This window comes from Kistimonas asteriae (genome assembly GCF_018263925.1).
Lineage (GTDB): Bacteria > Pseudomonadota > Gammaproteobacteria > Pseudomonadales > Endozoicomonadaceae > Kistimonas > Kistimonas asteriae.
Genome location: NZ_JAEVHF010000023.1, coordinates 42,641 through 62,555, shown reverse-complemented (window position 1 = coordinate 62,555; position 19,915 = coordinate 42,641). Strand labels below are relative to the sequence as shown.

Annotated in this window: 18 protein-coding genes and 1 other RNA gene; 11 read left to right on the top strand and 8 right to left on the bottom strand. The window is 51.4% G+C overall.

Annotation, left to right across the window (positions count from 1 at the left end; translation table 11 throughout):
• Window positions 1-107: 107 nt before the first annotated feature.
• From KHS78_RS20050 to KHS78_RS20030, 5 genes are all read right to left on the bottom strand, one after another.
• Window positions 108-977 (bottom strand): hypothetical protein, encoded by an 870-nt coding sequence (locus KHS78_RS20050; protein WP_211830632.1) that lies wholly within the window; start codon window positions 975-977, stop codon window positions 108-110.
• Window positions 978-1,129: 152 nt separating this feature from the next.
• Window positions 1,130-2,344 (bottom strand): FAD-dependent monooxygenase, encoded by a 1,215-nt coding sequence (locus tag KHS78_RS20045; RefSeq protein WP_211830630.1) that lies wholly within the window; start codon window positions 2,342-2,344, stop codon window positions 1,130-1,132.
• The gene (gene ubiH / locus KHS78_RS20040; RefSeq protein WP_211830629.1) at window positions 2,341-3,573 is read right to left on the bottom strand and encodes a 2-octaprenyl-6-methoxyphenyl hydroxylase; all 1,233 of its coding nucleotides are present in this window, start codon (window positions 3,571-3,573) and stop codon (window positions 2,341-2,343) included. Before ubiH ends, KHS78_RS20045 begins: the two co-directional genes overlap by 4 nt.
• A 49-nt stretch (window positions 3,574-3,622) precedes the next feature.
• Window positions 3,623-4,951, bottom strand: a complete 1,329-nt coding sequence (gene pepP, locus KHS78_RS20035; RefSeq protein ID WP_211830628.1) for a Xaa-Pro aminopeptidase — start codon at window positions 4,949-4,951, stop codon at window positions 3,623-3,625.
• 59 nt (window positions 4,952-5,010) lie between these two features.
• Window positions 5,011-5,598, bottom strand: a complete 588-nt coding sequence (locus KHS78_RS20030) for a UPF0149 family protein (RefSeq protein ID WP_211830627.1) — start codon at window positions 5,596-5,598, stop codon at window positions 5,011-5,013.
• Window positions 5,599-5,781: 183 nt separating this feature from the next.
• Here KHS78_RS20030 and KHS78_RS20025 point away from each other — a divergent pair, with 183 nt between their 5' ends.
• The 6 genes from KHS78_RS20025 (at window position 5,782) to KHS78_RS20000 (ending at window position 9,422) form a co-directional block, all read left to right on the top strand.
• Window positions 5,782-5,991: a TIGR02449 family protein gene (locus tag KHS78_RS20025; protein WP_211830626.1), complete on the top strand. Its 210-nt coding sequence runs from the start codon at window positions 5,782-5,784 to the stop codon at window positions 5,989-5,991.
• Between the two features lies 1 nt (window position 5,992).
• The gene (locus tag KHS78_RS20020; RefSeq protein ID WP_211830625.1) at window positions 5,993-6,307 is read left to right on the top strand and encodes a cell division protein ZapA; all 315 of its coding nucleotides are present in this window, start codon (window positions 5,993-5,995) and stop codon (window positions 6,305-6,307) included.
• Window positions 6,308-6,370: 63 nt separating this feature from the next.
• Window positions 6,371-6,553, top strand: a non-coding RNA gene (gene ssrS, locus KHS78_RS20015) — 6S RNA.
• A gap of 69 nt (window positions 6,554-6,622) precedes the next feature.
• Window positions 6,623-7,231, top strand: coding sequence for a 5-formyltetrahydrofolate cyclo-ligase (locus KHS78_RS20010; protein WP_211830624.1), 609 nt, complete (start codon window positions 6,623-6,625; stop codon window positions 7,229-7,231).
• 388 nt (window positions 7,232-7,619) lie between these two features.
• Window positions 7,620-7,970, top strand: coding sequence for a cystatin family protein (locus tag KHS78_RS20005; RefSeq protein ID WP_211830623.1), 351 nt, complete (start codon window positions 7,620-7,622; stop codon window positions 7,968-7,970).
• Between the two features lie 192 nt (window positions 7,971-8,162).
• Window positions 8,163-9,422 (top strand): MFS transporter, encoded by a 1,260-nt coding sequence (locus KHS78_RS20000; RefSeq protein WP_211830621.1) that lies wholly within the window; start codon window positions 8,163-8,165, stop codon window positions 9,420-9,422.
• Window positions 9,423-9,433: 11 nt separating this feature from the next.
• Here KHS78_RS20000 and KHS78_RS19995 read toward each other — a convergent pair whose 3' ends face one another.
• The 3 genes from KHS78_RS19995 to ilvA all read right to left on the bottom strand — a co-directional run bounded on the left by KHS78_RS19995 (window position 9,434) and on the right by ilvA (window position 14,325).
• A complete protein-coding gene (locus KHS78_RS19995) occupies window positions 9,434-10,777 on the bottom strand; it encodes an HlyD family type I secretion periplasmic adaptor subunit (RefSeq protein WP_211830619.1) in 1,344 nt (447 codons plus the stop codon).
• 1 nt (window position 10,778) lies between these two features.
• The gene (locus KHS78_RS19990; protein ID WP_211830618.1) at window positions 10,779-12,518 is read right to left on the bottom strand and encodes an ATP-binding cassette domain-containing protein; all 1,740 of its coding nucleotides are present in this window, start codon (window positions 12,516-12,518) and stop codon (window positions 10,779-10,781) included.
• A 292-nt stretch (window positions 12,519-12,810) separates the two neighbouring features.
• Window positions 12,811-14,325, bottom strand: a complete 1,515-nt coding sequence (gene ilvA / locus KHS78_RS19985; protein ID WP_211830617.1) for a threonine ammonia-lyase, biosynthetic — start codon at window positions 14,323-14,325, stop codon at window positions 12,811-12,813.
• 286 nt (window positions 14,326-14,611) lie between these two features.
• On the opposite strand from ilvA, the gene KHS78_RS19980 reads away from it, so the two are divergent.
• From KHS78_RS19980 to KHS78_RS19960, 5 genes are all read left to right on the top strand, one after another.
• Window positions 14,612-15,145 carry a hypothetical protein gene (locus tag KHS78_RS19980; RefSeq protein WP_211830616.1) on the top strand — a complete coding sequence of 178 codons (534 nt, stop codon included), beginning with the start codon at window positions 14,612-14,614 and terminating at the stop codon, window positions 15,143-15,145.
• Window positions 15,146-15,326: 181 nt separating this feature from the next.
• Window positions 15,327-16,259 (top strand): isopenicillin N synthase family oxygenase, encoded by a 933-nt coding sequence (locus KHS78_RS19975; protein ID WP_211830615.1) that lies wholly within the window; start codon window positions 15,327-15,329, stop codon window positions 16,257-16,259.
• An 81-nt stretch (window positions 16,260-16,340) separates the two neighbouring features.
• A complete protein-coding gene (gene rpiA / locus KHS78_RS19970) occupies window positions 16,341-17,009 on the top strand; it encodes a ribose-5-phosphate isomerase RpiA (RefSeq protein ID WP_211830614.1) in 669 nt (222 codons plus the stop codon).
• A 309-nt stretch (window positions 17,010-17,318) separates the two neighbouring features.
• Window positions 17,319-18,431 carry a hypothetical protein gene (locus tag KHS78_RS19965; RefSeq protein ID WP_211830613.1) on the top strand — a complete coding sequence of 371 codons (1,113 nt, stop codon included), beginning with the start codon at window positions 17,319-17,321 and terminating at the stop codon, window positions 18,429-18,431.
• A gap of 278 nt (window positions 18,432-18,709) precedes the next feature.
• Entirely contained in the window at window positions 18,710-19,831 is a 1,122-nt protein-coding gene (locus tag KHS78_RS19960) for a branched-chain amino acid ABC transporter substrate-binding protein (RefSeq protein ID WP_211830611.1), read from the top strand.
• The last annotated feature ends 84 nt before the right edge of the window (window positions 19,832-19,915 follow it).

Here is a 19,915-nt window from a genome sequence, read left to right as displayed (position 1 = left end):
GACTAGCCCTTATAACGTCTTGAACAAGCTCCCATGGCCTGACTGTACGACTTATCCATGGGAGTTAGATTGGGAAAAGACAGGTAAATTGTTTACTCGCTAAAGTATCATTGCGTAGGTTTAGACGGTTCGATTGGCATCATGCTTTCCATACCCGGCATGGAGGGCATAGCTTCCATACCCTGAGGCATCTGCTGCATCACCTGATTGATAGATTCCTGGATCAGAGCGACCATCGTTCTGTGCCCTTCATCAAAGCCTTGGTAAAACGCCCGTTCTGCTTTGCTTTTCATGGCAGAAGGTTCGGTAATCGCCTGCCTGGAACCCGCTTTCGTCTCACCGCTGAACATGACGTCCATCGCCGTGGGAATCGTCAGTGCAATCGCTCGGCCTGACATATAGCCATCGACATAACGACCACGCAGAATGGCATTATTCGAAGTCCCTAAACCACTGCTCTTATAAGCAGCAGACGCTTCACACCAGCGATCCAGGTATTCATTGTCCGATTCGTCATCACAGGAATAGCTGACCAATCCCTGCGCCTCAACCACCGCCTGATAACCTGCACGATAACCGGCCTGAACAACGGGCTGCCCGGAATAAGATTGTGGATTAGCAGCCATAGCCGCATCTTGCTGACCAAACCCATAGGCATTAATGAAAGCATCGCGTTTCTGATTGTCATCCTTGGCAAATACCGTGCTGCGCTTCCAGACATCTAGACCCTGGCACCAAGCGCGGGAGCATGCTGTCAAAGCACTTGCATTACTGCAATCCGGTTTTTTTTCCGGCACAGGCTTTTCCACTATCACTTCAACCACTTCACGCTCAACCACCGGCTCTTCTGGCACAGACGCCTGTTCATCTTCATTATTCCCGCAGCCCTGCAACAGGATCATCAGCAATGCTGAACAGGACAAGGCCACCAGTGACGATCGGGCCATATTGCCATTACCTCCGGTATGAATACGCATGGTCGGCCTACTATAGTCGATATTCAAAAGGCAGCAGAACGACATTGCGCAAGATTGACAGGAATACTGACGGATGTGATCACGCAACCAAACGGCCACCGTTGAAATCCAATCCATTTCGAGGTAGCAAGTTAAGCGGCCTTGCTACTTCATCAGGGATTCATAACCTGCCGAATGATCTGCTCTTTCAGGAAAGGGATCTGGTTCGTCAGCGAAAGACCGGTATTGCGCATCCAGCGTAACAACAGATGATCACTGCCAAACAGCTGCTGGAATCCCTGCATGATACCCATCACCGCCAGGTTATGCGGTTCACGATGGCGCTGATAGCGTGCCAGCAATAAAGCATCCGCATAATCGCCACCGCGCTCACAGGCTCGGTGTATCTCTCCGGACAACTGCCGGGCGTCCAGCAATCCGAGGTTCACGCCCTGCCCCGCCAGTGGATGGATGGTATGGGCAGCATCCCCCATCACGACGATCCGTCCCCGGTAATACTGCCTGGCATGCCGTTGCCGAAGCGGCACGCAATACCGCTTGTCGGTTGATAACACCTGGCCCAGTCGGTGTTCAAACGCAGTGCCCAGCTTCCGGCAAAATGCGTCATCCGTCAGCGTCATCATCTGTTGGGCCTGTTCGGGCACCAGCGACCAGACAATGGAGCAATAATGGGTATCGCCATCACTGGGCAGGGGAAGGAAGGCCAATGGGCCTGACGGCAGAAAGATCTGCCACGCGGTATCCTGATGATACTGCTCAGTCTGCACCGTCGTGACGATTGCGTGATGCTGGTAATCCCATTCACGGGTCGGGATACCGGCCATTCGCCGAATCGGGGAGTGCGCGCCATCCGCTGCGATCACCAGTCGACTCTGCAGGTGATCACCGGACTGAGTGTTTAATTGCACGCCATCGTCAGTCTGACAGAGCGAAGCAATTTCCGTATGCCCCAGCAGGGTGACATCGGTCTCACTCAAACGCTGCAGTAATGCACTCGTTGTGACACGGTTTTCGACAATATGCCCCAGCGTGTCCAAACCCGCCTCGCCGGCAGTAAAGTGGATATTTCCGGTGCCGTCTGCATCCCAGACGGTCATGCCAGTATACGGTGAGACGCGGGCATTACGCATCAATGCCCAGGCGCCCACTTCATCCAGCAACTGCCGGGACGATTCAGTCAGTGCGCACACCCGCGGATCATACTGTCCCGATATGGTTTCCATGTCTGATGCAAGAGGGCCTGCATCCACAAGCGCAATACGTAACGGTAAGCCTGACAACGCCATGGCCATCGCCAGACCATTAATACCCCCACCAATCACCGCGATATCAAAGGATTGACTGTCAGGAGAAGAAGACTGACTCATGGACGCCCTCCCAGCCCCATGGCCTGTCTCGCAAACCACCCTTTCAGCGGCCCACAAAGATCCAGCGCCACAAGGCCCACATTTCGTGCACCCTGCAGCCATTTTCCAGACAGTAGAGACTGATCACTGAACAACTTGACGACATAGTCACTGAAATGAATAGTCTGGAATTGATCCTGTTTCTGTCGGGCCAGATACGCCTGCAATGTCGCCAGTTCACCAATACCGGCGCCACTCTTCAGAGCACTGGTAATAGTCTCCGACAAGGCAATTGCATCACGTAATGCCAGGTTGAAACCCTGCCCAGCCACCGGATGCAGACTGTGGGCGGCATTACCCAACACCACCAGCCCAGGACGCACTTGTTCGGTTGCCAGTTTCAACGCCAGCGGGTAACTGAAGCGCTGTCCCACCGAGCGAAAACGGCCCACCCGATAACCGAAACGATCCTGTAATTCATTCAAAAAGTCATCATCGGTCAGCTCAAGTCGTTCTCGGGCTAATTCATCGGACATGGTCCAAACCAGCGCACATTGACCTCCAGGGAGTGGCAGCAATGCCATCGGTCCTTCGTCCGTAAAACGCTCGTAAGCGACCTGACCATGATGCTGGTCCGGTGTGATACTCGTGATAATGGCGGTCTGATGATAGTGGCTGACTGATTGTTCCAGCCCCATATCGCGAGCCAGAGAGGAGCGTCCGCCATCGGCCAGCACAATCAGGGTTGCGGATACCGGGTACGTTTGCCCTTCCCTGCTCACTTCCAGCGTCGCGCCCTCCGGGGTTGGCTGCAGATGACGCACCTCGGCAGGGCAGAGGAACTCGATACCTTCGGTTTTCTGTATCTGCTCCAACAGCACTTTACCAAGCCACTGGTTATCCACCACATAGCCCAGCGCTGGCACCTCGTAATCGGTTGCATTCAGGCGTGTCATACCAAAGTGGCCACGGTCAGACACATGAATATGGCGAATCGGCTCCACGCGTTCAGCCAGCGATGGCCAGATGCCCATGGCGTCATAAATTTCCCGGGTTCCCCAGGACAACGCCGAGGATCGGCCATCGTAGCTGGGCTGAAAATCCAGCTGTTCAGGACGTAACGGCACCGCTTCAAACACGGCAATCCGGAAATCCGGGTTCGGCACCGATTGCCGGAGCGACAGGGCCAGGCTGGCGCCGACCATGCCGCCTCCGATAATCACCACATCATAATGTGTACTGCTTTCCATGGTTATCTCTGAACTGATTCGATGTATTCTGGCCGATGGACTCGGTGCATCAGGACCAATCCTGCGCCTTCATCAGGGCTTCAATAGCATCAGGATCCTTTTCAGCACCAGATGTCAGGATCTCACAACCCTCTGCAGTCACCAGAATATTGTCTTCAATGCGGATACCGATGCCACGCCATTTTTCCTCAACGTCTGCATTATCCGGCGCGATATAGAGGCCAGGTTCAACGGTCAACACCATACCCGGCTCAAACAGGCGCCACTGGCCATCGATCTTGTGATTGCCAACATCATGGACATCCATACCCAGCCAATGCCCTGTACCATGCATATAAAAGGGCCGATAGGCTTCATCTTTGATCAGCTGATCCACATCACCTGACACTATTCCCAGATCAACCAGCCCTTCGGTCAGCGTACGCACCGCTGCGTCGTGAAAGGCCATCCAGGGATTGCCCGGACGAATCACTGCTATCGCCTGTTCCTGGGCTTTCAGCACCAGGGAATACAGTGCCCGCTGCTCCGGTGAAAATGTGCCATTAACCGGAAACGTCCGGGTAATGTCAGCGGCATAATTGTCGAGTTCGCAGCCGGCATCAATCAGCACCAGATCGCCATCACACATCAGCCGGTCATTCTCGGTATAGTGCAGAATGCAGGCGTTCTTGCCACTGCCCACGATCGAGTTGTAAGCCGGTACACGGGCGCCATGATGAATAAATTCATGCTGCAATTCGGCTTCCAGCTGATATTCGTACAACCCCGGGCGACACATCGTCATGGCCCGCCGATGGGCGCCGGCACTGATGGCACAGGCCTCACGCATAATTTCAAGTTCTGCGTCTGACTTGAGCAGACGCATCTCATGCACCAGCACATCCAGGCCTGACACTACCGATGGCGCAACGGCACCCCGTCGTTCACGGGCTTTGATATTATTAACCCAGCCATTGAGTTGACCATCAAATTCAGGCAGCACACCCAGTGTGTAATAGATCGTCTGCCGGCCATCCAACAAGCTCGGCATGACCTGATCCAGTTCACTGATGGAAAAGGCCTGATCCAGACCATACTGCTGAACGGCTCCTTTCTGACCGGCCCGGCGGCCATGCCAGGTTTCCATCAGGGGATCACGATCACGACAAAAGAGCAGGCTCTCCCCCCCTTCACGTCCCGGCATCAGCACCAGTACCGCTTCCGGCTCATTGAATCCCGTCAGGTAATAGAAATCGCTGTCTTGCCGGTAAAGATACTCGGAGTCACGGTTGCGGATCTTTTCCGACGCTGCCGGCAATATTGCAACACCGTCTGCACCTATCTGCTGCATCAGCTGTTGGCGTCGCTTGCCATATTCTGTCATCGCCAGTTTTTTCATAGTGTCCGATCCGGTTGATATTCTGGGAGGCTGCACCCAGCCCTTATTAGGCAATGAGATCAGTGGAGAGAACCTGTAGATTGACCCGCTTCAGCCTCGGCATCTTCACTCTCGCCAAACAACATCAGTGTGGCCATACGCAGGTATTCACTGACCTCCAGAAAATCCTTTTCTGACGCTTCGGAATCATCCAGATCGTCAAACTGGACCTGGGCGATACTGGCAAAATCCGTCAGGATGCTGGCCACTTCTTCTGACAGGTCGCCTTCGCTGCGGCCACTCAATCCATAACCGCCAAGAAATCCCTGACACCACTGTCCAAGCGCCTGGGTACGCTGACCAAGGGCTTCATCGTCATCGGGCAGCAGTGGCTGAAAGGAGTAATCTTCGGATTGTAACTTGCCCAGCGTATCGTCGTAGAGTTGTAACAAAACGGCCTTAGTGGCCGCGTCCAGCGTCTGGGTGACCGCCATATGCTCGGCGGCTGTAGCCAGCCAGGCACCATGAGCCGGACGTTGTCCCGCGCAATATTGCCCGCAGAGCAAACCGTGCAGTTCCGAAGGCGACTGATAAGATTGCAGTTCAAGGAACAGGTTGCTCAGCCGATCAAAACTGACCGGCGCAGGACCTGAAGCATCAGTAATCATGGGAGAATGTCCGCCAATTCAAGATTGCCCCGAGTGTACCGCAAGGCGTCTGGGGGAGCGAGATTCATCAGGCAGAAAAAATAATGGTCATTTTGACCGGAATCAGGGGGTCGGTCTCTTGTTCCCCTCAACACCAAAAGGATATAGTAAAACATTGATAATCCAAAGATTGTCTGACGGCCCATGGAACCCAAAGAACTGTCGATGTTGAGCAGAAAAGTCGATGAACTCATCGTACTCTGCAATCACCTGCGTCAGGAGAACCGTATCCTGCGAGCCGGCGAGCACGCCTGGAAGCAGGAACGCGCACAACTGATTGAAAGAAACGAGATGGCACGGACCAAGGTCGAAGCAATGATCGGCCGGTTACGGGCGCTTGAGCAGGAAACATGATATGAGCAACGAACAGCTCACCACCACAGTCAACATCCTGGACAAGGATTACCGGATCAGCTGTCCGCCCGAAGAGCAGGAAGCCCTGACTTCTGCGGCCCGCTACCTCGACAGCAAGATGCGAGAAATCCGGGCTTCGGGTAAGGTCATCGGCCTTGAGCGTATTGCCGTCATGGCAGCCCTGAATATTGCCCATGACATGCTCATCAGCAGCCGGGAAGCCAATGCGCTCAAGGAAGATACCCAGCGCCACATCCAGATACTGGTGGAACGATTGGATGACGCCCTGCTCGAGCATAACCAGCTCGAACTCTGATTGCGATTCGAACTAATAAAGGGCTGGTAACACCCGCCTGCCTGCCGATATAATCCTTCACAAGACTCCCTGGTCTGATCGCCAGTCATGAACTGTCCCTGAGGCGATAAATACCATCCTGGGGGCTCCTCGTGGATACCAGCGTGCAGGTTCACCTTGCAGTGAAAAGCCCAACGTATCCCAGCAGCCTCCACCTTGAAGCATGGCTTCAAGGGCTATACTGACAGCGTCAGCACTGGGGAGTCTTGTTTTATTCGCACGACCTTTTCTTGCCGATTGAAATCATTTCAGAATAAACGGATTGCCAGCCAGGGAATGACGCCACAACAGCAGTTGCTCCAGAAAAAACAACTCCGGCAGATCCTGCGGGAACGTCGGCGTCGATTGTCCCCTTCAGAACAACACCAAGCCAGTCAGCATCTTAAGAAAATCCTGTGTAGACAGCACTGCTACCTGAGAAGTCAACGTATCGCACTTTATCTGACCAACGATGGTGAGATCGATCCAAAAGAGATTGCCCATAAGGCATGGCAGCAGGGTAAGCAGTGCTTTCTACCCGTACTGCACCCACTGAAGTCCGGCTGGCTACAGTTTTTGCCTTGGACACCTACCACCCGCATGAAAAAAAACCGGTTCGGTATTCCAGAACCCGATGCACGCTTCTATCAAGCTGCTCCGGCCTGGTCGCTGGATCTCGTCTTGTTGCCGCTTACCGGGTTTGACCGGAAAGGTCATCGCATGGGTATGGGCGGGGGATTTTATGACAGGACGTTTGCCTTCATTAATACCCCCGGATGCATCAGGGCACCACAACTGATCGGGCTTGCCCATGAGTGCCAGCGAGTTGATCAGTTGCCGATTAACAGCTGGGATATACCGCTCGCCGGCATTGCCAGCGACCAACAATTTTATACAACCAACTGATATTCAACCCAGCATCTGGGCAGTCGCAGTGGTTACCACACCAATGGCAAACAGAAAAATAATCGCTGCAACAGGGTCAAGCTTACGCCATTGAAACATGTTCACATCACTCCGGAATATCAGGCCAACGTCAATTCAACACCGGATATGCACAAAATAGAGCCATCCACTTAAAACAGTGCAGATCATAGAGAGACATCGCAACGCATACTGTGACGTGTTGCAAGGTTTGTCCAATTAAAGTAGCAAGTGGACCATCATTGTACCTATTCACTCGCAATAACAGTCTCAGTTTTTCCCAGACAACCCATTCCGTTCTAACATGCTCTGTGCACAGATCGCAGCAAGGCTGTATTTACTCTCCATTATTGTTTTTCAGGATTCTGTCATGTCCAAATCAATTACCCTGCTAGTCTTTACTCTCGCCATCAGCCTGACCGGATTTCAGCTTACCCACGCTCAAGAACAACCGAGCAACTCGGAGACTTACACAGAGCAAATGCTGGGGGGCTGGTCGCCAACCAGCATTGATGAGCAAGTGATGAATGCCGCCTATTTTGCCGCCAGTGCTATCCATGACGGTCAACTGCAAAATGTACTCTCAGCCCGGCAGCAAGTAGTTGCCGGCATGAACTACGCCATGGTGCTTGAAATGGACAACGGTCACCAGTGGGAAACCATTGTCTATCAGAACCTCGACAACGTTTACAGTCTCACCAGCAAAAAGCGTTTGTATTAATTCGCTGATCTGAAGGTTTCATTTCGGTGATGGTTATCAGGCTATCACCGAAATAATTGCGCAAATTACCGCTCTTCCAAAAGCTGAAAAATAAAAACGCATTTTTGGCACAGTTTCCTAAGCTTGTCGTTGATTTAAAGACCCACCTCACACGAACCCTCTCAGATTCGGATACTGTGGAAATCCAGACACATGCTCAATAAATTGATTCTGGTCACTTGCCTCGGCGCCATGCTGGAATATTTTGATTTCACCCTCGTGCTGCTGTTTGCCAACGATCTGGCCAAGCTCTTTTTGCCCGAAGCCGACCAGGCAGGCTTTCTCTGGATTATTGCCATACACACTGCCGGCTATTTTATCCGCCCTCTGGGCGGCATTGCCTTCAGCCATTTTGGCGACCGGATCGGGCGTAAACGGCTATTTCGAATATCCATTCTGATCATGACCTTTGCCACATTGGGCATGGGATTATTACCAACCTATGCGACGATCGGTTATCTGGCAACCGTCCTTCTGGTGCTTCTACGATCATTGCAGGGCATTTCAGTCGGTGGCGAGTTTCCTGGCGCCGTTGTCTTCGCTGCAGAACATGTTCCTGCCCATCTGAAAGGGCTGATCACTTCGGCGATTGGCGCCTGTGGCCTGCTGGGCGTCATGCTGGCTTCAACCATCGGCATGCTGACCCACGCACTATTGACCGAAGAAGAACTGTACAACTGGGGCTGGCGACTCCCTTTTATCGCTGGCAGCATCCTGGGAGTCAGTGGCTATATTATGCGCCGAAGCCTGTCCGAAACACCGTTTTTTCATCAACTGATTGCCGCAAAACAGGTGGTTCGTATACCACTACTGACGCTTTTTCAAACCCAGAGCAAAACACTGGCCATAGCCATGGGGATGAACTTCGCTTCAGCTACCATGCTATCGATGTACACCTTCATGGTACCTTACGCCACCCGACATCTGGGTATGGATCAAAGTGTCGTGTATGAGACCATGACCGCCATCCTGCTGGTAACAGCAATGCTGACCCTGTTTTTTGGCTGGCTATCCGATCGTGGAATCAACCGACGCCTGGCTCTTCTTCTCAGCAATATTCTGTATCTGATTGTCGCCTGGCCGGTATATAGCCTGCTGTCAGACCATCTGTTACTGCAGGTTGGACTGCTGACGTTACTGCCGACTGCACTCGCCTGCGGCAATGGCCTGGTCACCTTGGCCAACCTGTTCAACACTAACGTCCGCTATACTGGCCTCGCCGTCTCCATGAACATCAGCATCTGCCTGATTGCCGGCAGCACACCTTATATTCTGGAAATACTCAGCGTTGATGGAAAGCCCTTCGGTTTTCTGGTGATGATGCTCGGCAGCGCCGTGATTGGCATCATTGCCACCTGGCACCTGCCGGAAACACGCGTGAATGATTACCGGTTAAAAAAGCAAACAACATGAAGCGCTACAGGTTAGCGCTCAGTGAATGCCAGTTGTTTAGCACGTAATACCGGCTTGAGCAGGTAGGTTATCAAGGTTTTCTTACCGGTCAGAATATCCACCGTCGCAACCATTCCTGCAATTAAAGGCTTGCTATTGTCTGCATTTCCCAGAGCGTTCTGATCAGTTTTTATGCGCGCCAAGTAATAGTGCTCAGTGTTTTCATCAATAATGGTATCCGCACTGAGATGTGTCAGAACGCCATCAATACCACCATGAACCGTAAAATCGTAAGCGGTAAAACGGATGGTTGCTTTTTGGCCTGGATGGAGGAAAGCAATATCCCGCGGCCTGATTTTGACCTCAACTTCAAGGGTGTCATCAACCGGAATCAGCTCCATCATTGTCATGCCGGGTTGAACGACACCACCTTCTGTATTGACCAGTATCTGTTTGACCACACCCTTCATCGGCGCACGAACCTGGGTACGTTCAACCTGGTCACTGGCCGCGGCTTCCTTGGCAAATAGTTCATGCAGCAGCGCGAGGGTTTCGTTAAGCTCCATACGCGCCTTGTTAGTAAAAGCGAGTTCTGCTTCACGAATACGCTGTTGCGTTTCGGCCTGTGCCGCCAGGATACGGGAAAAGTTTTCTTCCGCAATGCGTTGCTCACCACGCGTATCACTGACTTGCCGCTTCAGTCGCAAAACCTCCACACGGGAGACCGCCCCCTCTTTTGCCAAGTCCTGGGATAACTTCAGCTCTTCATCCAATGACGCATGCCGCTGCTGTAACATGGCGATCTCGGCACGGGTTTCCGACTGCTGCTTTTCCTGCTGGATCAATTGTTGCTGATAAATACCCAGAGTACTTGCAAGTTCCTGACGTCTAAACTGGTACAGTTCCAGTTCGCTTTCCGCCAATTCAGGCACCTGCACCTTTAGCGGTACCGGCATTACAGGGCGGCTGCCTTCCACTTCTGCCTGCAACCTAACCTTGCGCGCCATAAGAGCATACTGATTGGCCAACTGTCCCTGGTGGCTGGCCGAAAAACGGGTGTCATCCATAAGCATGAGTACCTGCCCCTGTTCAACCAGATCGCCCTCCTTCACCAGTATTTTCTCAATAATACCGCCTTCCATATTCTGAACGTCCTGCACCTGACTGGACGGAATGACCTTACCCTCTCCACGGGTCACCTCATCCACTTCACACCAGGCCGCCCAGACAATAAAACAGATGATGAACAGCCCAATACTCATTAACAGTGGCCGACTCCCACGCGTTATCAGCTGCACGTCGGCCTGACTGACTTCCTGCCAATGCGACAACGGGTCCTGATTGTCAGAAGACTGACCTGAAGGCAATTGCTGCATATCAGAGGCTCTCCACTGCTTCAGCTGTCGCTTTCACCTGACCCGATAGAATCGCCTGCGCATCGTCGTTCACCCGGAGCTTACCTTCCTCCAGCACAATGATGCGCTCCATGACATCCAGCAAAGTGACCTTATGGGTAACCAGGAACAGGGTTATTCCATCCAACTGCATCAACACTTTGCGAAAACGTGCTTCAGCCTGCGTATCCATTGCCCCGGTCGGCTCATCAAGTATCAAGGCCCTGGGTCGCGTCACCAGCGCCCTGGCCAGCCCCACGGCATGCGCCTGACCGCCTGACAGATGACGTCCACCTTCACCCACCTGAAAATCCAACCCGCCCCTGCCAGATTGCACCATCGTAATCAAGCCAACTTTTTCCAGGGCTTCCAGAATGTCACTATCCCTAATGCCAGGCCGGTGCATGGTAATATTGTCACGTAACGTGCCATTAAACAGATCAGCCTGTTGCCCGACATATCCTACCTGCTGACGAAACCAGGCCGGATCCAGCTGTCGAATATCGATGCCGTCGACCACTACATGGCCTTTCGAGGGTTCCCACAGCCCCATCAACAACTGCAGCAAAGTACTTTTTCCTGACCCCATCCTGCCAAGAATGGCCACCCGAGCTCCCGCAGGGATTTTCAGCGTAATATCGCGCAACAAATCGGGAGTGCCAGGATAAGCAAACGACAGATTATTAATATGCCAGACACCTCTAAATGATGCTGGTCGTAACAGCTTACGATCTGCCGGGTATTCCTGGGGAAGCTTCATCACTTCCCCCGTATGCGTCAGTGCCTGAATGGCTTTTTCATACTGATTCAATAAGCCGATGACTTGAGAAACGGGTGCCGCACAACGGCCGGAAATCATCATCATCGCAATTAAGCCACCCATGGACAGATTCCCGGCACTGATCAGGTAAACACCGGCAATAACCATGACAAGGGTATTCAACTGCAACAGGAACGTTGCCGTTTGTGTGGAAATCGTTTGTAACTGTCTTATTCTCAGAGACGCATCAGCCACCTTCTGGTTCAACCCACTCCAGTGCTGTTGATGCTGACGTTCGACATTGCAGGATTTCACCGACACCAATCCCAGTAAACACTCCATCAGGAAATTCTGACGCTGTGCGGACACATCCTGCTGCTGCGCGATCACGCGCTGCATAGGCCGGTTCAATACCCAGGCAATCCCCAAAGAGACACTAATACAAAGTAACGGTATCGTTACCAGCCAGCCGCCCAGCCACAAAACCAACCCGAGAAACAGGGCGACAAAGGGTAAATCAATAAAGGCCATCACGGTGGCGGAGGTAATAAACGTACGAATGCCGTCAAATTCTGCCAGCCGATTCATCAAATAACCCGCACTGTTAGGGCGGGCACTCAACTTCAACCCCAACAATCGATCAATCAAGCGGGACGATAATGTGAGATCAATCTGCCGCCCCGCCAAATCAATATACCGGATACGAATGAAACGAATCACACTCTCAAACAGAAACGCAATGAGTACACCGGTCGCCAGCATCCACAGGGTTTCAAACGCCTGGTTGGGCACGATCCTGTCGTAGACATTCATGACAAATAAGGGGGAAACCAGCGCCAGCAGATTGACCAGGAAACTGGCCGCCATCACATCACGATAAACACGCCAGTAAGGTACGACGACCTGCCAGAACCAACCATGCGGGTTACTGTCGACCGTCGATGTTGTCTCTTTTTTTGCCATGCTCGGGGAATCCATTCACGCCGATTTCAGCCATACAACATACTGGCCGCAAGATAGTTCGTTATCCTTTGTCACGCATAACAGCAGCCCTTCCGTAAAGGGCGCCTCTTTCTATCTTATGCTGAACACGCTGTTTATTTTAATACGACAGTACACTTTTTATAGGGAAAGCCATAGTGCCTCAACCATTGAAACCAATATGGACCAACAGTATTACCCAATGACAACAAGAGGATATTTTTTCTTAATAAGCATGGCGGACTAAAGTCCGCCATGTGACTCCACTGACTGACTAACCGAGGAACTGCTGATAAGCGGGGTTGTCCGTTTCTTCCCAGAAATGGTAACCAATTTCCTCAAGGCATTCCGGCACCAGTGCACGCTCACTCTCCGGCACCTGCATGCCAACCACAACCCGCCCATAAGCCGCACCATGGTTACGGTAATGAAAGAGAGAAATATTCCAGCGAGTCCCCAGCCGCTCCAGAAAACGCAGAAGCGCACCCGGGCGCTCAGGAAATTCAAATCGATAAACCACTTCGTTGGTCACTGAAGGACAGTGGCCGCCGACCATATGCCGGGTATGCAGTTTGGCCATTTCGTTATCGGTCAGATCCTGAACGGGATAACCAGCTTCTATCAAACTCTCGACCAGCGCCTGCCGGGTTTCCATCTCAGGATTCACCTGAACACCAACGAAAATCACAGCATCACTGTCGTTATGGTAACGGTAATTGAATTCCGTGATATTGCGACGCCCGATTGCATCACAGAACGTCTTGAAACTGCCGGGACGCTCAGGGATGGTAACCGCCAGAATCGCCTCACGCTTTTCTCCCAGCTCCGCACGCTCAGATACGTAGCGCAGCCGATCAAAGTTGATATTGGCACCACTGTCGATCGCCAGTAGTGTCTGACCACGGACGCTTGTCTGTTCCACGTACTTCTTCAGGCCCGCCAAACTGACGGCACCCGCCGGTTCTGCGACGGATCGCGTATCATCAAAGATATCCTTGATCGCAGCACAAACCTCATCGGCACTGACGGTGATCACGTCATCCACACAAGTCTGGCAAATGCGGAATGTTTCCTCGCCAATCTGTGAAACCGCCACCCCATCGGCAAAGATACCAACTTGTGACAACACCACACGTTCACCAGCCTCCAGTGCTGCCTTGAGGCAGGCAGACTCCTCATACTCAACCCCGATGATACGGACATCCGGCCGGACATACTTGACGTAAGCTGCCACACCGGCAATCAAACCCCCGCCGCCTACCGGAACAAAGATCGCATCCAGCGGCTCCGGATGCTGACGCAGAATCTCCATCCCGACAGTCCCCTGCCCGGCGATTGTGTCAACATCATCGTACGGGTGGATATAGGTGTATCCGTGTTCACGCACCAACGCCATGGAGTGCGTCAACGCCTGATCAAACGCATCGCCGTGGAGAATCACTTCAGCGCCACGGGCCCGAACCGCCCGTACCTTGATATCCGGCGTCGTCTGGGGCATGACAATCACAGCCTTGATCCCCAGTTGTTTCGCGGCCAGCGCCAGTCCCTGGGCATGGTTGCCCGCTGAAGCGGCAATGACGCCACGGGCTTTCTCATCCTCGGTTAGCTGGGAAACCTTGTTATAGGCACCACGAATCTTGAAGGAAAAGACCGGCTGCAGGTCTTCGCGCTTGATCAGCACCGTGTTATTAAGCCGCTCTGACAGGAACGGGGCAGGGTCAATCGGGGTTTCCACCGCCACATCGTAGACCCTGGCTTCGAGGATTTTTTTTATGTACTGATCCGGCATGGCTTCGCTTCTTGTACTTCTGATTGTGCCTGCATTGTAAGGAATTTAATGGCCAGGATACAGGGGAAACCTCTCGTCACAAGCTACCCAAACGTTCTCTAAAAAAACAAGTAGCCCAAATAGGAGTTTGATACGCTGATTCACTCTCTCCAAGGGTGCCATCACATCCTCTAAAAAAGGTAATAACCAGCATTCAGTTATTACAAAAACATAAAAACAAATAGATAAAAGTATTAAAAATCAGGCTTAACTTTAATTAAAACCTTTAAAACAAAGGAACACTCCAATGCCAATTATCAACAACAAAGGTGGAGTCAGGCTTTTTCTTAGTGATGCTATCAGCTACACAATGAGAAATGGGGAATCTAGAGCTAGGGCTCTATTCCACTGTATTTTCGGGAAACAACTTTCCATTACAGAAGCTCAGCAATTCATCAAGAAAAACGATAGCTATCCCCTATCCGATAGAATTGGCAAAAAAATTAAAGAAAGAGAGACTACATCAACACAAGCCTCCTCTTTGATGAAGACTCCTTCTTCAACACAGCATCCATCATCACGTAGCACAAATAAACCACATACGCCCTATCACCCCACAAGTCACGAATTACCACTATTTGAAATGATAACTACAGCACTCGAAACCAAAAATCGATCAATCGAAGAGTTGGAAGGGTTATCATCAAGTGAAGTTCTAAAAAAACTGAGAACCATGGGGGTTATGACGCCAGACGATTTGAACATGCTAGATCTTAACAAAATCGCAGCCGACTACGGAAAAGTAGTGGACTATGCAAAATCTCCCCCTGATCAGGGTTGAAAAGTGCCCAATCAATAAGACATATACATCTTATCTAATATTTTTTCAGATAACCTGTCAGGGAAAAGCGAGCTGTAGGCAGAAAAACAAAAGATTACATTTGCGCAGGAGCACAGGGACTACAAGCTAACTGAAAACGTCTAGAATAAGCTCGTCTGATCAATTATTGTCTTGAATTTGCATGCAAACCATTCCTCTCATAGACGTAAATTCCCCCAATGCAGCACATAAGCTATTAAAGACTTATACCTCTGCGGGAATCGCCTACTTTTCCGGCTTGGCCATTGCCACCAGTGCCAACCAGAAAAGGTTACTTAGTCTGGCTCACACCTTTTTTAACGATTTCTCAGACAGAGACAAAAATACCTTTCGATTCGGCTCTCCTGATATTAAGCGCGGTTATGAACGCATGGGTTCAGAGCGCTATTTTGACGGCGACGATACTGCTGGCGCTGACTTCAAGGAATCATTTGCCGTAACCGGCCACGACACACAAAACTGGCCAGCTGCGCTTATAGAGTCAGGATTCAAATCTGAGATGACATATTTTCGCAACCTGGCCGAGGATGCCAGCCTGACGATTCTCTCCCTGCTCGAGCAGGCACTCGCCATGACTCCCGGATTTCTTGTCAATCGCCACTTACCAGAAAGGAGTCACAGCACGCTCAGGCTGAATCATTATCCGCCACTGAAACCTTCGGAACGTAGCGGCAATATCCGCTTATCCGAACACACGGATTATGACACTCTGTCACTGCTAATCCTCCTGGATGATGCACCCGGTTTTCAGGTTCGCTCTCCTTCCGGTCAATGGCTGTCTGTTCCACCCAAACCAGAGACCCTGCTGGTGCACGTGGATGACCTGCTGGCCCGCTGGAGCAATCACCGTCTAATGGCAACTCCACACCGGGTCGTGGCTGACCCTGATGCAGATATCTGGCCAGAACGTTATTCCATGGTTTATTTCTGCGGTCCGGCCCAAGACACAGTCATTGATGCACGCGACCTGTTTCCTGATGAATCTCCGCTATACCCGCCTACGACAGCAGGTGAGCACCTGACAGAGCGCCTCAACCAGGCTTACAAAGACAGCTATCGCCAATCAGCCTCCTGAATGTACGGCATTGACAGATCGGGACAGACCGCAGCGTATCCCCTATAATCCGCGCAAATTCTCCCGACCACAGGAACCGTCATGACCCAGGACGAACTCAAGCAGGCCGTCGCCCGCGCGGCGCTGGACCATATTCTGCCCCATCTTGAGAGCGACATGATTCTCGGCATTGGCACAGGCTCCACAGCTAACTGTTTTATTGATGCACTGGCCGAGGTGAAAGACCGCTTTGATGGTGCTGTTGCCAGCTCTGAAGCCTCTGCTGAGCGCCTCAAGTCCCATGGCATTCCGGTCTATGACCTGAACACGGTCAGTGAGCTCCGCTTTTATATTGATGGTGCCGACGAAGCCAACGAACATCTGCACCTGATCAAGGGCGGTGGCGCAGCACTGACACGGGAAAAGATTGTGGCGGCGGTTGCCAGAGAGTTCATCTGCATCGCCGATGAAAGCAAACTGGTTGATGTGTTGGGAGCTTTCCCCCTGCCGGTGGAAGTTATTCCCATGGCCCGCAGCCATGTTGGCCGGGAACTGGTCAAACTGGGTGGCGACCCGGTTTACCGGGAAGGGGTTGTTACCGATAACGGCAACATTATCCTGGATGTCTGGAATATGAACATTCTTAACCCCGTTGAGATGGAGCAGGCTATCAATCAGATTACTGGCGTTGTTACAAACGGTCTCTTCGCCATGCGCCCGGCAAATCTGCTGTTACTTGGAACGTCCGATGGCGTTAAAAAACTGAACTGATCGTTTTTCCAAGTCTACGCCCCTGGCCAAATAGGCAGGGGTAATACTCATTTTACTAGCCTTCAGAGCCAACCAAACGTACCCATATCGCCAAACCTGACATTTTTTGATGCATTAGTTGTACATTCTGAACCGTAAGATAATCAAGACTAACAAAACTAAAATGTTATTATTTTAAAAGAACTTCACCTGACATTAAGACTCGAACTTCTAGCTTTCGAAGAAACGCTATCTAATCACCATGAGAATCCATTAAAAGCCTTATCTTTCAAATGTATTTAAAGACTAACATTGTCAGGAGTAGTGAATATGTTAAGACCAGCCTCCCCCACTAACACGCAACAAGTGCCAAAAGCCCATAATAGTGAGCCTAACAAAACAATTAATAGAGTACAGACTACAAAAAACCATATACCTCCCAATATGCAAGTTGCGAATCAATCATCAGAAGCAACAATTACAGACAGATCCATTTTCATTACTTTTGGCGCAATGTTTGTTTTCTCATACTTGCTCCAGGCGTGCGATGCCCAAGAGACATCCTCTGCTGCTCCCGGCACAACAGAAACAACAGGAATCTCAGGAGCCAACTGGAAAGGCCCACTAATGCTATTAGGGTTTGCTTCAGGTTTCGCACTGCTTGCATTAATCGGATGGCTCATAAAAAAACGTTGCGATAAAATCCCGGAAGGACAAATCGCTCAACACTTTGCACCCTGTCAACGCTTATGCAGCCCTTGCGAGAAAGCACTCTCGGCTTGCGCCTCCGGCTGTGGCGCCGCCTGCGGTCAATGCTGCGACCTGGCAATCCAATGCATGGAGTGTTCTTGTACGGCACTGCTGGACAAATGCTGCGAGCCACTCTGCGGTGAATGCTGTTCAAAGTTTTGCAAAAGTCTGGAGAAATATGAAATACAGCCAGAGCAATGGCCTGAATGCTGTACGTGCTGCCACCCTCCCTATGAATGCTGTCCTAAAACGCAAGATCATCAAGAGAGAATAGAGTTAGGTAAGACTCGTGTTACATTCTCTAAAGAAACACCAACCGCATATGAATATGAAGCACTTGAGATGGAATACACAACGGTATCCTCGCCTCAAGCTACACGACATACCACAGGTGAATCCATTGAATCTGTAATTATAACCCAACCAAAATCAGCTGATAAAAAAACAGAATTTACCGCGATTGATATGGATGTCTGTGCACAGACAGGTATCCCTATTGGAGACAGACACATCAGAACTAAATCTACATTCCTATTTGGAAGCAGGAATCCGGACTTACTGTCAAGCCAAACTCAACCTGGAACTTCTCATGGGCAAACAGAACATCACAAATCGTGGTGGCGCCCTACATTTCAATACGAGAGTAGCTCAAGCAGTGATGAATCTTTAACTCATAAACTTCACGACGCATAATAGCAACAAACTGTTTTTCAAGGCATTTTTATCAAAAATACGGGATAAGTGATAAAAATGCCTACTCGTTTAGCAATCAGGCTCCAATATAACAGCTTACCTAGCCAGAGCTAACTTTCCTTCAGGACAGCGGTACAATAATGATCGCAGCCCCAACTCGGATTACGTACAAATACTGTCATTTCAGCCAATTTTACGGTATACAGAACACCGACGCACCGGGATCGTGCACAACACAACAAGACGAACGATAAAGTACAACAATAACGGGCATAACAATGAAACAGAGCATAACCCGAAAACTCGCTGGCCTGACGGCGGCAATCGCCCTGACCTGTTCTGCAGCGCAGGCTGAAGACACCCTGAAAATTGCCCTCGCCGGCCCTGTCACCGGCCCTGTCGCTCAATATGGCGACATGCAGTTCACTGGTGCCAAGGCAGCGATTGAGCAGATCAACCTTGCCGGTGGCATCAACGGCAAAATGCTGGAAAGTGTTGTTTATGATGACGCCTGTGATCCAAAACAGGCCGTTGCTGTTGCCAACAAGATTGTGAACGACGATATCCGCTTTGTCGTAGGACACCTTTGCTCATCTTCTACCCAGCCAGCGTCTGATATCTATGAAGACGAAGGCATCCTGATGATTACCGCGGCTTCCACCAGCCCGGACATTACCACACGCGGCTACCAGATGATCTTCCGCACCATCGGCCTGGACAGCATGCAGGGTCCGACGGCTGCGCGATACATCACCGATAGCATTAAGCCTGAGCGCGTTGCAGTTATCCATGACAAGCAACAGTACGGTGAAGGCCTGGCGACCTCTGTTCGCGACAATCTGAAAGCCGCCGGCATCAACGTTGTCATGTTTGAAGGTGTCACGCCCGGTGACAAGGACTTCTCCGCCCTGGTCGCCAAGCTCAAGAAAGAGGATGTTGATTTCGTCTACTACGGCGGTTATCACCCGGAGCTGGGACTGATCCTGCGTCAGGGTGCTGAAAAAGGTCTCAAGGCGCAATTCATGGGCCCTGAAGGTGTCGGTAACAAGGACATCTCTGGCATTGCCGGTGAAGCCTCTGAAGGTCTGCTCGTAACGCTGCCCAAGAGCTTTGACCAGGATCCTAAAAACAAGGCTCTGGTCGATTTTATCAGCGCCAAAAATGAAGACCCCAGCGGTCCCTTCGTATTCCCGGCCTACGCAGCAGTACAGGTTATGGTAGATGGTATGAAACTGGCGGAGAGTGAAGCGCCGGAAGCCGTTGCCAAGGCCCTGCGCGACAACAGCTTCAACACACCTACCGGCACCCTCAGCTTCGATGACAAAGGTGACCTGCAGGACTTCAACTTCGTCGTCTACAGTTGGCATGCCGACGGTACCAAGACTGCAGTCACAGAATAACGGACTCTCAAAAACCTTGAGCGGGCTTCTTCCCTTGCGATGAAGCCCCCAGGCGCAGCATCCGGCATGCACAACAGGCGTTCC